The following is a 12,505-nucleotide window of genomic DNA, read 5'->3' as shown; positions in this document are numbered from 1 at the left end:
CGGTCCGGCCGCCCGCTCTTCCCGCCGAGCCGGACGCCCCGGCCCGGACGCCGGGCCTCGCCGGAAGCGAATACCGCCGGTTCGCGATTATCGTGACGTCAAAATTGCCGACAAGCGGCTCGAGAGCCGGCCGTGACCACCCCTGCCGGCGCCCAGGCCGAGCGCACCGGGCTCGCCTGGCGGCGGACCGCACTCTCGTCCGCCGCCTGCACGGTACTGCTCCTGCACGCCGCCGCCCAGCGCCATTGGGGTGGCTCGCTGGTCCCCGCGTTGCTGGCTGCCGGGACATCGGTCCTGCTAGCAGCCATCGGGATGCACCGCGAACGAGCCCTGCGCACCGCCGAACCGGGGCCGCCGAGCCGCGTACTGCCCGCGATCGCGTCGCTGGCCGTGACCGCCACCGCCACTTCCGTGGTCGTCTTCCACTGACGAGTGAACTCGGCACATCCTGAAACCGATTAATCGCAATGTGCGCGGCAGGGTCGCGGGAACATCACGGTCGATACTGCTAACGGGGTATTGGTCGTTGAAATCTGGACTGACCCACCCGGAGGTGCTTACGATTACCCTGCGTCGCACGGACCGCAGAATGCACCTTGATCTACCCGAGCATCTGCGATGGATCAGTTACGGAGTGTTGAACCCCCGGCAGCGACGGTCGAGGGTCGGCCGGGGAGACGACCATGACAGCACCGCCGAGGACCACTGAACAATCCGCTTCGAGCCTTCGCGATTATCGCACCCCGGAGTCGATGCCCCGCCCGGGCGGACGGCTCACCAAGGAGGACCTCGACCCCCTCGTCAAGGACGCCGGCGAGGGCAACCCGGCCGCGATCCACTCGCTGCTGCAGATGATCGAGCCGGTGGTGGTCCGCTACTGCCGAGCGCGCATGGGCGGCCGCGACCTCTCCTACCTCTCGGCCGACGACGTCGCCCAGGAGGTCTGCCTCGCCGTGCTCAAAGCCCTGCCCGACTACCAGGACCGCGGCGGCTCCTTCCTCTACCTGGTCCACGCGATCGCGGCCAACAAGGTCGCCGACGCCTACCGCGCCGTCGCCCGGGACCGCTCCGAGCCCGTCCCCGAACTCCCGGAGCGCCCGCTGGTCGCCGGCAACGAGCCCGAGAGCCACGCGCTGCACCTCGACCTGGGCGCCCGCCTCGGCCGGCTGCTCGCCTCCCTGCCCCGCGTGCAGCAGGAGATCCTGACCCTGCGCATCGCCGTCGGTTTCTCGGCGACCGAAACCGCCGAAGCCCTCGGGATCTCCGCGGGCAACGTCCGCGTGACGCAGCACCGGGCCCTGACCCGGCTGCGCGGCATGATCCACGACGACGAGTTCTGACAGGCCACTTCAGCGGCGGGCGGGGAAACCTCGTTTACCCCCTGGAGGAGGTGGCCCCGCCCGCATCCAGCCCGTAGACCGTGCGGGCGTTGTGTTCGAACACGGCCAGGCGCTCGGCGTCCGACAGCGAGCTCGTCAGGGCGATCGCCGCGTCGAGGACCAGCTCGTAGGACGCCGCCAGTTCGCAGACCGGCCAGTCCGAGCCGAACAGCAGGCGCTCCGGGCCGAACACGTCGAGGACATGGTCGACGTACCGGCGCAGGTGCCCGACCTCCCAGCCCGACCAGTCGGCCTCGGTGACCAGGCCGGACAGCTTGCACACGACGTTCTCGCGCGCCGCCAGCGCGGCCACCCCGGACGCCCACGGCTCCCAGTCCCCCGCCGCGATCGGGGGCTTCGCCGCGTGGTCGAGGACCAGGCGCAGCTCCGGCAGCCGCAACGCCACCTCGGTCGCGGCCGGCAGTTGCGCGGGGCGGACCAGCAGGTCGAACGCCAACCCCGCCGCCGCCACGGTGCTCAGCCCGGCGACCACCTCCGGGCGCAGCAGCCAGTCGTCGTCCGGCTCGCCCTCCACCTGGTGCCGGATCCCGGCCAGCGGGCCGTCGAGCGCGGCCAGCCGGTCGGCGACGTCCGGAGCGGTGAGGTCCACCCAGCCGACCACGCCCGCGATCACCGGCTCCGCCGCCGCGGTGGCGAGGAACTCCGCCGTCTCCTCTTCCGACGGCACCGTCTGGACCAGGACGGTCGCGTGCACGCCCGCGGCCTTCGTCACCGTGCGCAGGTCGTCGACCGTGTACGGGCGGCGGATCGGGTCCATGGCCTCCCCCGCCATCCACGGGTACTCGCGCCGCGAGGGGTCCCACAGGTGGTGGTGCGCGTCGATCATGAGACTCCTTCGGCGATGACGACGTCGGCGCGCAGCAGTCCCGCGTCGGCCAGCTCGGTCCACAGGGCCGGCGGCACGACCGCCCGCGCCCGCCGCGCGTTCACGCTGACCTGCTCCGGATCATGCGCGCCGACGACCACCGACGCCACCACGGGATGCGCCATCGGCAGCGCCAGCGCCGCTTCCGGCAGCTCGACGCCGTGCCGCGCGCAGATCCGGGCGATCCGCCCGGCCCGCTCGACCAGCTCCGCCGGCGCTTCGGCGTAGTCGTAGACCCGGCCCGGTTCCGCGGTCGCCAGGATCCCGCCGTTGAACGCGCCCCCGACCACCACGCGGACGTCCCGTTCGGCGCACAGGGGGAACAGCTCGTCCAGCGCGGGCTGGTCGAGCAGCGTGTAGCGGCCGGCCACCAGCAGGACGTCCAGGTCGGTGCGGCGGACGAACTCGGCCAGCATCGGCGCCTGGTTCATCCCGGCCCCGAACGCCCCGATCACGCCCTGCTCCCGCAGGTCCCGCAGCGCGGGAAAGGCACCGCGCAGGGCGTCCTCGAAGTGGTCGTCGGGGTCGTGGACGTAGACGATGTCGACGCGGTCCAGTCCCAGCCGGGTCAGGCTGTCGTCGATCGAGCGCAGGACGCCGTCGCGGCTGAAGTCCCACCGGCGCTTGTACGCCGCCGGCACGGCGAAGCCCTGGTCGTCCTGGGCGCCGGCGCCGTCCGGGTTCGGCTCCAGCACGCGGCCGACCTTCGTCGAGAGCACGTACTCGTCCCGCGGGTACGAGCTCAGCGCCGCACCCAGCCGGGCCTCCGACAGGCTGAGGCCGTAGTGCGGCGCGGTGTCGAAGTAGCGGACACCTTCGTCCCACGCGCGCCGGACGGTCGCGGCCGCCGTCTCGTCGCTGATCGCGTGGTACAGGTTGCCCAGCTGCGCGCAGCCGAGCCCCAGCGGGGACAGGGAGAGTTCCAACGCGGTCACTCCTTCACCGGCGGTTTCCGGACCGGTCCGCGGCCGGTGTCGTCGCCGGAGCAGTCGTCTTCGAGGACGTGGAACAGGGCGGGTCCGTTACGCCGGGTCCGCCGGGAGCGGGCACCGGCTGCGCGCGGAGCCACCCGTTGTGGTGCGCGCTGGTGGGTCATCGCCCCTTCCCCGGCCGGGACATGGCACGCTGGGGAGCACCACCGAAACATCCGAGGTCTGTTGCAGGGAGGGCGGACGCGATGCCCGTCACCGATGTCGCGATCGACAAGATCAAGGACATGATCATCACCGGCGAGCTGGCGCCGGGCGACCGGCTGCCGAAGGAGGCCGAGCTGGCCCAGCGGCTCGGGCTGTCGCGCAGCTCCCTGCGGGAGGCGGTCAAGGCGTTGTGCCTGATCAGGGTGCTCGACGTCCGCCAGGGTGACGGCACGTACGTCACCAGCCTCGAGCCCAACCTGCTGCTCGACGCCATGACGTTCGTGGTCGACTTCCACCGCGACGACACCGTGCTCGACTTCCTGGCCGTGCGCCGGATCCTGGAGCCCGCCGCGACCGCGCTGGCCGCGCTGCACATGAGCGACGCCGACATCGCGGAGCTGGGCACGCTGCTCAGCGAGCTGGAGGACTCGCCGACCGTGGAAGCGCTGGTCGCCAACGACCTGCAGTTCCACCGCAAGATCGCCGACGGCTCCGGCAACCCGGTGCTCTGCTCGCTGCTCGACAGCCTCTCCGGGCCGACCGCCCGGGCCCGGATCTGGCGCGGCCTCACCCAGGAGGGCGCGGTCGCGAAGACCCGCGAGCAGCACACGGCGATCTACGAGGCCATCGCCGCGCGCGAGCCGGAACTGGCCCGCTCGTGGGCGACCGTGCACGTCGCCGGCGTGGAGCAGTGGCTGCGCAACGCCCTGGGCACCGCGGACGACCCGACCACCACGGACGAACCCGCCGCCGAGGCTTCCTGACACGCTCGCAGCACCTCCCCCTCCCGGACTTGTCGTGAGTGGTAACGCGGGTGAGAACCCGCGTTACCACTCACGACCAGCCGCGGCAGACTTGGAACGTCGGATCTTCACGGGGTGAGCGTCAGGTCTGGGGCTTTCCGCCCGCGTACCGGGCGATGATCAGCGCGACCAGGATGATGGCGCCGTAGATCGCCCCCTGCCACTCCGCCGTGACGTGCGCGTAGTTGAGCAGGCTGGACACCGACGACAGCAGCAGGACGCCGGTGAGGGCACCGACCAGGGTGCCCTTGCCGCCGTCGAGCGAGACGCCGCCGATCACCGCCGCCGCGAACACCTGCAGGATCATGCCGGATCCCTGGTTCGCGCCCAAGGCCCCGACGTAACCGGTGTAGGCGAGGCCGCCGATCGCGGCGAGGATCCCGGCGACGACGAACACCGCCCACGCGATCCGGTCGACGCGCACGCCCGCCGCCCGCGCGGCTTCGCGGTTGCCGCCGATCGCGTACAGCGCGCGGCCGACGCGGTGGTAGCGCAGCACCCAGCCGGCGACCGCGAACAGCAGCGCCGCCAGCCACACCGACATCGGCAGCCCGAGGAACGTCGTCGTCGCCAGGTCGGTGAACGAGTCCGGCAGGTTGAACAGCGTCTTGCCCTTGGTCGAACCGACCTGCACCCCGCGCAGCACGGTGAGCATGGCGAGCGTGACGATGAAGGCGTTCAGCTTCAGCTTCACGATCAGGAAGCCGTTGACGAACCCGACCAGCGCCCCGCACAGCGGGATCACCAGCAGCCCGATCGCGGCGGGCAGTTCGGCGCCGAAGCCCGCCGACGCCGCCGGGATCACGACCATCGCGCCCAGCGCGGGCGCCAGGCCCATCGTGGATTCCAGCGACAGGTCGAACTTCCCGGTGATCAGCACCAGCGACTCGCCCAGCACGACCAGCGACAGCGCGGCCGACGCGGTCAGGATGCTGACGATGTTGCTCCAGCCGACGAAGGTGTCGTCGACCAGGCCGCCGATGACGAACACCACGACCAGCGCCGGCAGCAGCGCGAGCTCACGCAGCCAGACGGCTTTGCGGCGACGGGGTGGGGCGGGCAGCTCCGTCTGCGGAGAGGTCATCACGTCGGTCACGAAAGCTCGACTCCTTCGATGTCGGCCACGAGGTCGCCGTCGGACCACCCGGCCTGGTGTTCGGCGACCACGGCCCCGGCGCGCAGCACCAGGACCCGGTCGCTCAGGCGCAGGTCGTCGAGCTCGTCGCTGACGATCAGCACCGCCTTGCCCTCGGCGCGCACCCGGTCGACGACCGCGAGCAGCGCCTCTTTCGACTTCACGTCCACCCCGGCGGTCGGGTTGATCAGCACGACCACCCGCGGGTCGCTCAGCAACGCCCGCGCCAGCACGACCTTCTGCTGGTTGCCGCCGGACAGGTCGGAAACCGGCTGTTCGGCACCCGCGGCCACGATGTCGTAGTCCTTCAGGGCCTGCGACGCCTTCGCGTGCCGCGTGGCCGGGGACGCGATCCCGCCGCGGCCCAGCTTGTCCAGGATGGACATGGTGGCGTTGTCGGCGATCGAGTGCGTCAGCACCAGGCCTTCGTGGTGCCGGTCGCGGGGCACGCACCCGATCCCGGCCCGCAGCGCCGCCGGGATGTCGCCCGGCCGCAGCGGCGAGCCGTCGACGCGGATCGTGCCCGCGGACGGCGTCCGCAGGCCGTAGACCGTCTCGGCGACCTGGTGCTTGCCGCTGGCGTTGCTGCCCGCGAGCCCGACGACCTCGCCGCGGCGGAGCCGGAACGAGACGTCCCGGAAGCCGTCGCCGGAGAGCCCGTCGACGCTCAGGATCTCCGCGGCGTCCGCTTCCAACGACTCCCGGGAAGCCGCGTCGCGCACCGACAGGCCGCCCGGCTCGCCCGTCATCGCGTCGACCAGCTCGGCCTTGCCGACCTCGGCCACCGGGGCGGTGAGCACGTGCTTCGCGTCGCGCAGCACGGTCACCGCCTGGCAGACCTCGTAGACCTCGTGCAGGTGGTGCGAGATGAACAGGAACGTCACCCCGCCCGCCTGCATCTGGCGCATCCGCTCGAAGAGCCGCTCGATGGCCTGGCTGTCCAGCTGCGCGGTCGGCTCGTCGAGGACGATGAACCGGGCGCCGTAGGACAGCGCGCGGGCGATCTCGACGAACTGCCGGTCCTCCACCGAGAGGTCCCCGGCGGGGGTGTCGACGTCGACGTGCACGTCCCACGAGTCGAGCAGCTCGCGGGCCTTGCGCCGCAACGACTTCCAGCCGATCGAGAACCCGCCGCCCGCCTGCCGGTTGAGGAACAGGTTCTCGGCGACGGTGAGCTGCGGGACGACCATCGCGTGCTGGTACACGCAGGCGATGCGCGCCTTCCACTCGTCCTGTTTGGACAGTGGTGGGGCCGGCTCGCCGCCGAACTCGACGTGCCCGGTGTCCGTGGCGGACAGGCCGGTGAGGATGGTGACGAGCGTCGACTTGCCGGCCCCGTTGCGCCCGACGAGCGCGTGCGACTCGCCGGGGTGCACGGTGAGACTGACGTCGTGCAGCGCCACGGTCGGGCCGTAGCGCTTTCCGACTCCTACGGCGCTGACCACCGGGACGGCGGATTCGCCGGCGGGCAGCGCGGTCACAGGTTGTTCCCCCAGAGAGCCTTGTCGTCCACGTTGGCCTTGGTGATGACGGGCGCGGGCAGCTGGTCCTCGAGGATGCCGGGGCTGATCTCGACGATGGTGCTGTCATGGTCGGTCGGCCCGGGCTTGAACGTCTCGCCCGCCATGGCCTTCTTCAGCCAGTACAGGCCGTACTTCGCGTAGGCGTCGGCCGGCTGGGACACGGTGGCGTCCAGCTCGCCGGCGCGGATCGCGGCCAGCTCCTGCGGGATGCCGTCGTTGGAGACGAGCACGATGTGCTTGGGGTCGCCGACCGGGAAGAACAGGTTCTTGCGCTTGAGCGCCTGCTCGGTCGGGGCCAGGTAGACGCCGCCGGCCTGCATGTAGACGCCCTTGATGTCCGGGTTCGCGGTCAGCATGCTGTCCAGGCCGGAGGACGCCTTGTCGGCCTTCCACTCGGCCGGGATCTCCAGCACCTGGACGCCGGGGTACTTGGACTTCATGCAGTCGCGGAAGGCTTCCGAGCGGTCGCGGCCGTTGACTGACGCGAGGTCACCCATGATCTGCACGACCTTGCCGGACTTGACCTTCTCGCCGATCGCTTCGCAGGCCTTGGTGCCGTAGGCCTTGTTGTCGGCCCGCACCACCATGGCGACCTTGCCGCTCTCGGGGGCGACGTCGACCGCGACGACCGGCACGCCCTTGTTCTCCGCCTGCTTGAGCCCGGCGACGATGGCCGCCGAGTCCAGCGGCGTCACGACCAGGCCCTTGACGCCCTGGTTGAGGAAGGTGCCGATGTCGGTGATCAGCTTCGCGGGGTCGCTGTCGGCGTTGACCGTCGGGAGGACGTCGACGCCCTCTTCCTTGGCCATCTTCGGCACGTAGTTGTTGTAGGCCTGCCAGAACGGCGAGGTCAGCAGGGGCAGCGTGGCCCCGACCTTGCCGCCGGCGCCGCCGCCTGCCGCCGGGGCGGCCGCATTGTCCTTCGTGGACCCGCACGCGGCCAGTACCAGGCCGCAGACGGCGGCCGTGGCGGCCACCTGGATCACCCTGTTGTGAAAGAGCACAGCGCGCACCGCATCCTCCTTGATGACAGCGGAAATCAAGTCTTGTTAGTCGTGGTGAACGGGACCGCGAGGACGCAGGCCGTACATGCCGCCGTCGACCGCGAGCGCGGTGCCGGTGGTCGAGGCGGAGCGGGGACTGGCGAGGTAGGCGATGGCGTTCGCGACCTCGTCGGCGGTGACCAGCCGGCCCATCGGCTGGCGGGCCGCGAGGGCCGCGCGTTCGGCCGCCGGGTCGTCGGCGGCGTCGAGCAGCCGGCCCACCCAGGGGGTGTCCGCCGTCCCGGGGCACACGCAGTTGACGCGGATCCGGTCGGGCAGGTGGTCGGTCGCCATGGCCAGGGTCAGCGAGAGCACCGCGCCCTTGCTGGCCGAGTAGAGCGCGCGGTTGGGCAGGCCCGCCCAGGCCGCGATGGAGCAGGTGTTGACGATCGCCGCGGACGGCGAGTTCTTGAGGTGCGGCAGCGCGGCCCGGGCCAGCCGGACCATGCCGACGACGTTGACGTCGAACACGCGGTGCCACTCGTCGTCGTCGTTGGCCGTGACGTCGCCCTGCGCGCCGATGCCCGCGTTGTTGACGAGGATGTCGAGGCGCCCGAAGCGTTCGATGACGGCGTCGATCGCCGAGCGGACTTCGTCATCGGAGGAGACGTCACAGCGGATGCCGTCTTCTCCGGGTTTGAGGTCGAGGGCCGCCACCTGGGCGCCGCGTTCGGCCAGCAAGGTCGCGACCGCCTGGCCGATGCCCGAGGCGCCTCCGGTGACGGCGGCCACCAGGCCCTCGAATTCACTCACTTGCGGTCTCCGTCCACTCGGGACCGTCCGGGAAGCGGAACCGGCGCAGCGTGGCGTCGTGCATGCGCGCGGAAAACCCGGGAGCGGTCGGGGCGAGGTAGTGGCCGCGCTCGACGACGGCCGGATCGGTGAAGTGCTCGTGCAGGTGGTCGACCCACTCGATGGAGCGGTCCGCGTCGGTGCCGGACACCGCCACGAAGTCGAACATCGACAGGTGCCGCACGAGCTCGCAGAGCCCGACGCCGCCGGCGTGCGGGCACACCGGGACGCCGAACTTGGCGGCCAGCAGCAGGATCGCGAGGTTTTCGTTGAAGCCGCCGACGCGGGCGGCGTCCAGCTGCAGCACCGAAATGGCGTCCGCCTGCAGCAGCTGCTTGAACACCACGCGGTTCTGGACGTGCTCGCCGGTGGCGACCTTGATCGGCGCGAGGGCCTTCGCGATCGCCGCGTGCCCGAGGACGTCGTCGGGCGAGGTCGGCTCCTCGATCCAGTACGGGTCGAACGGCGCCAGCTCGGTCATCCAGTCGACCGCGGCCTGGACGTCCCAGCGCTGGTTGGCGTCGACGGCGATCCGGATGCCGTCGCCGACCGTCTCGCGCGCCAGCTTCATCCGGCGGACGTCGTCCTCGAGGTTGCCGCCGACCTTCAGCTTGATCATCTCGAAGCCGTCGGCGACGGCCTGCTCGGCCAGCCGCACGAGTTTGGCGTCCGCGTACCCGAGCCAGCCGGGCGACGTGCTGTAGGCGCGGTAGCCCCTGGTCTCCAGGTGCTTCGTGCGTTCGGCGCGGCCGGGTTCGGCCGCACGCAGGATCTCCAGGGCCTCGGCCTCGGTGAGTGCGTCGCTCAGGTACCGGAAGTCGACGAGCGACACGAGCTCTTCGGGGGACATCTGGGCCGCGAACTGCCAGACCGGCAGGCCGGCGCGGCGCGCGGCGAGGTCCCAGGCGGCGTTGACCACCGCCCCGACGGCCATGTGCGCGACCCCCTTTTCCGGACCCAGCCAGCGGAACTGCGAGTCGCCGACGAGCGTGCGGGACAGGTCGCCGAGCGCGGCCGCGTCCTCCGGGACCGCACGGCCGACGACGTGCGGGGCCAGCGCGCGGATCGCGGCGGCCTGGACGTCGTTGCCGCGGCCGATGGTGAACGCGAGGCCGTAGCCGTCCGGGCCGCCGTCGGCGTGCAGCACCACGTACGCGGCGGAGTAGTCCGGGTCGGGATTCATCGCGTCCGAGCCGTCGAGCTCCTTTGACGTCGGGAACCGGACGTCGAGGACCTCCATGCCGATGATCTTCGCCATGGTCAGGCCTGCCTCGCGGTCTGGCGCTGCCGTCCGAGACCGTCGATCTCGAGTTCGACGACGTCGCCGTCGCGCAGGTACGGCTTCGGGTCGGGCTGCCCGAGCGCGACGCCCTCCGGGGTGCCGGTGTTGATCAGGTCACCCGGCCGCAGCACCATCACCTGGCTCAGGTGGTGGACGATCTCGGCCACGCCGAAGATCATGTCCTTGGTGGACGAGTCCTGCTTCTTCTCGCCGTTGACCCACAGCCGCAGGCCGAGGTCCTGCGGGTCGGGCACCTCGCTCGCGGGGATCAGCGCCGGGCCGAGCGGGTTGAAGTTCTCGCAGGACTTGCCCTTGTCCCACTGGGCGGTGCGGAACTGCAGCGCGCGCTCGGAGACGTCGTTCGAGACGACGTAACCGGCGACGTACTCCAAGGCTTCTTCGACGCTCTCGAGGTAGCGCGCGGTCTTGCCGATGACGACGCCGAGCTCGACCTCCCAGTCGGTGCTGACCGACCCGCGCGGGATGAGGACGTCGTCGCCGGGGCCGACCACGACGTCCGGCGCCTTCATGAAGACGACCGGCTCGGTGGGCGGCGTCGCGCCGGTTTCCTCGGCGTGGCGGCGGTAGTTCATGCCGATGCAGACGACCTTGCCGGGCTGGGCGATCGGCGAGCCGACGCGCAGCCCGGTCTCCGAAGCGGCCGGCAGCTCTCCCGCGGCGAGCGCGGCGGCGGCGCGCGCGATCCCGTCCGCGGCGAGGAAGCCGCCGTCGATGTCGGCGGTGAGGCCGCCCAGTTCGTAGGTCGTGCCGTCGCCGGCGCGCACGAACGGACGTTCACTCCCCGGCTCCCCGAGACGCAGCAGCTGCACGGATGTTTCCCTTCACCCACACCGACCAGACATCCGATGTATATCGCAGTCGAGACCGTCAATCCAGAGCCGTCGCCGAATCGGTCGCAAAATTGATCGGATCAGTGTCGGGGCATGGTCGGGTGAGCACGGGGTGTCACCGGTCACAGCCGGAATAGCGCCGGAGCGCTCCCCGCTGGTCCCGGAGAGGGAACGAAGGGACGTGCATGACCACCACGGCGGAACGTACCGCGCCGAGCCGGCGGGCGCAGCTGAAGTTCGTCCTCGTGCTGGGTGGCCTCACCGCGTTCGGGCCCCTGTCGATCGACATGTACCTGCCCGCGCTGCCCCGGATGGCGGCCGACCTGCACGCGACGGACAGCACGGTGCAGCTGACGCTCAGCGCGTTCATCGTCGGACTGGCCCTGGGCCAGCTGGTGCTCGGCCCGCTGTCGGACGCGTTGGGCCGCCGCCGCCCGCTGCTCGCGGGGCTGGCGCTGTACGTCGTGGGCTCGGTGCTGTGCGCGGTGAGCCCGGATGCCTGGCTGCTGGTCGCGGCGCGGTTCGTGCAGTCCCTCGGCGCCGCGGCGGGCATCGTGATCGCCCGCGCCACCGTGCGGGACCTCTTCGAAGGCACCGCGATGACGAAGTTCTTCTCGACGTTGATGCTGGTCAGCGGGCTGGCGCCGATCCTGGCGCCACTGATCGGCGGGCAGCTGCTGAACTGGACGTCGTGGCGCGGGGTGTTCGTCGTGCTGACGGCGTTCGGCGCGCTGCTGCTGGCCGTGGTGGTGTTCTTCCTGCCGGAGCCGTCGGCCGCGCGGTCCCCGCTCCGGCTCGGCCCGGTGCTGCGGACGTACGGGCGGCTGGCGCTGGACCGGTCGTTCGCCGGCTACGCGCTGGCGTCCGGGCTGTTGTTCGCCTCGATGTTCGCCTACATCTCGGGCTCGTCGTTCGCGCTGCAGGGCGTGTACGGGCTCAGCCCGCAGGCGTACAGCGTGGTGTTCGGGGCGAACGGCGTCGGGATCGTGCTGGCGGGCCAGCTCAACGGCCGGCTGGTCGGCCGGATCCGGGAGCGGGCGTTGCTGCGGTCCGGCCTGCTGCTCGGCGTGACGGGCGGCGCCTTCGTGCTCGCTTCGGTGCTGTTCCGGGCGCCGCTGGCGCTGCTCCTGGTGTCGCTGTTCCTGCTGGTGTCGAGCATCGGCCTGGTGATGCCGAACGCGAGTTCCCTGGCGCTGGCTTCACACGCACGCTCGGCCGGGGCGGCTTCGGCGCTGCTGGGAGTGCTGCAGTTCGTGGTGGGCGCGGTGGCGACGCCGCTGGTCGGCCTGGGCGGACCGGGAACGGCGGTGCCGATGGCCGCGACCATGGCCGGGTTCGCGGTGCTGGCCCTGGTGGCGTACCTGGCACTGACCCGCGATCACGCCGTGACCGCTTCGCCGGCCGGACCTCCTACTTCCTGAGCAGGCGCTCCAGCTCGTCGCCCGCCGGTTCGTGGCCGGCGTCGGCGATCCGCTGCAGCTCCAGCAGGTCGCCCGCGGCGACCGCGCGCCGGGTGAGCAGGGCCCCGGCCCGCTCGCAGCCTTCGTCCAGCAGCTCGCTCAGCTCCTCGACGTCCCCGCGGGCGTCGGCGAGGTCGGCCAGCCGGTCGAGCGCGGTCTCGTTGCCTTCGTCGGCCAGCGCGCGCAGGGTTTCGTGGTCGGTCATGCGGTCAGCA

Annotated in this window: 13 protein-coding genes; 4 read left to right on the top strand and 9 right to left on the bottom strand. The window is 71.5% G+C overall.

The annotated features are described in order from the left end of the window. Positions 1 to 132: 132 nt before the first annotated feature. Entirely contained in the window at positions 133 to 429 is a 297-nt protein-coding gene (locus tag AB0F52_RS13625; RefSeq protein WP_360169189.1) for a DUF202 domain-containing protein, read from the top strand. 323 nt (positions 430 to 752) lie between these two features. After that, positions 753 to 1,340, top strand: a complete 588-nt coding sequence (gene shbA, locus AB0F52_RS13620) for an RNA polymerase sigma factor ShbA (protein WP_360169186.1) — start codon at positions 753 to 755, stop codon at positions 1,338 to 1,340. A gap of 34 nt (positions 1,341 to 1,374) precedes the next feature. On the opposite strand, the gene AB0F52_RS13615 is transcribed toward shbA, so the two are convergent. Then, positions 1,375 to 2,226 carry an amidohydrolase family protein gene (locus tag AB0F52_RS13615; RefSeq protein WP_360169183.1) on the bottom strand — a complete coding sequence of 284 codons (852 nt, stop codon included), beginning with the start codon at positions 2,224 to 2,226 and terminating at the stop codon, positions 1,375 to 1,377. Next, positions 2,223 to 3,191, bottom strand: coding sequence for an aldo/keto reductase (locus AB0F52_RS13610; RefSeq protein ID WP_360169180.1), 969 nt, complete (start codon positions 3,189 to 3,191; stop codon positions 2,223 to 2,225). Before AB0F52_RS13610 ends, AB0F52_RS13615 begins: the two co-directional genes overlap by 4 nt. A gap of 251 nt (positions 3,192 to 3,442) precedes the next feature. On the opposite strand from AB0F52_RS13610, the gene AB0F52_RS13605 reads away from it, so the two are divergent. Further along, positions 3,443 to 4,165, top strand: coding sequence for a FadR/GntR family transcriptional regulator (locus AB0F52_RS13605; protein WP_360169177.1), 723 nt, complete (start codon positions 3,443 to 3,445; stop codon positions 4,163 to 4,165). A gap of 121 nt (positions 4,166 to 4,286) precedes the next feature. On the opposite strand, the gene AB0F52_RS13600 is transcribed toward AB0F52_RS13605, so the two are convergent. From AB0F52_RS13600 to AB0F52_RS13575, 6 genes are all read right to left on the bottom strand, one after another. Then, a complete protein-coding gene (locus AB0F52_RS13600) occupies positions 4,287 to 5,300 on the bottom strand; it encodes an ABC transporter permease (RefSeq protein ID WP_360169174.1) in 1,014 nt (337 codons plus the stop codon). Further along, positions 5,297 to 6,820, bottom strand: coding sequence for a sugar ABC transporter ATP-binding protein (locus AB0F52_RS13595; protein ID WP_360169171.1), 1,524 nt, complete (start codon positions 6,818 to 6,820; stop codon positions 5,297 to 5,299). The genes AB0F52_RS13600 and AB0F52_RS13595 overlap by 4 nt, the downstream gene beginning before the upstream one ends. Beyond that, a complete protein-coding gene (locus tag AB0F52_RS13590; protein WP_360169600.1) occupies positions 6,817 to 7,848 on the bottom strand; it encodes a sugar ABC transporter substrate-binding protein in 1,032 nt (343 codons plus the stop codon). The genes AB0F52_RS13595 and AB0F52_RS13590 overlap by 4 nt, the downstream gene beginning before the upstream one ends. Before the next feature lie 63 nt (positions 7,849 to 7,911). Continuing rightward, positions 7,912 to 8,658, bottom strand: coding sequence for an SDR family oxidoreductase (locus AB0F52_RS13585; RefSeq protein WP_360169168.1), 747 nt, complete (start codon positions 8,656 to 8,658; stop codon positions 7,912 to 7,914). After that, positions 8,651 to 9,955 carry an enolase C-terminal domain-like protein gene (locus AB0F52_RS13580; RefSeq protein ID WP_360169165.1) on the bottom strand — a complete coding sequence of 435 codons (1,305 nt, stop codon included), beginning with the start codon at positions 9,953 to 9,955 and terminating at the stop codon, positions 8,651 to 8,653. The genes AB0F52_RS13585 and AB0F52_RS13580 overlap by 8 nt, the downstream gene beginning before the upstream one ends. A 2-nt stretch (positions 9,956 to 9,957) precedes the next feature. Further along, complete coding sequence (locus tag AB0F52_RS13575) at positions 9,958 to 10,809, bottom strand: fumarylacetoacetate hydrolase family protein (protein WP_360169162.1); 852 nt, start codon at positions 10,807 to 10,809, stop codon at positions 9,958 to 9,960. Between the two features lie 206 nt (positions 10,810 to 11,015). Here AB0F52_RS13575 and AB0F52_RS13570 point away from each other — a divergent pair, with 206 nt between their 5' ends. Further along, positions 11,016 to 12,251 (top strand): multidrug effflux MFS transporter, encoded by a 1,236-nt coding sequence (locus AB0F52_RS13570; protein ID WP_360169159.1) that lies wholly within the window; start codon positions 11,016 to 11,018, stop codon positions 12,249 to 12,251. Here AB0F52_RS13570 and AB0F52_RS13565 read toward each other — a convergent pair. Beyond that, positions 12,241 to 12,495, bottom strand: a complete 255-nt coding sequence (locus tag AB0F52_RS13565) for a hypothetical protein (RefSeq protein WP_285989124.1) — start codon at positions 12,493 to 12,495, stop codon at positions 12,241 to 12,243. The two genes, AB0F52_RS13570 and AB0F52_RS13565, sit on opposite strands and share 11 nt — an antisense overlap. Positions 12,496 to 12,505: the final 10 nt, after the last annotated feature.

Origin of the sequence: Amycolatopsis sp. NPDC024027 (genome assembly GCF_040638975.1) — a bacterium.
Taxonomy (GTDB): domain Bacteria; phylum Actinomycetota; class Actinomycetes; order Mycobacteriales; family Pseudonocardiaceae; genus Amycolatopsis.
The sequence above is the reverse complement of the archived record's forward strand: the minus strand, read 5'-3'. Positions and strand labels throughout refer to the sequence as shown.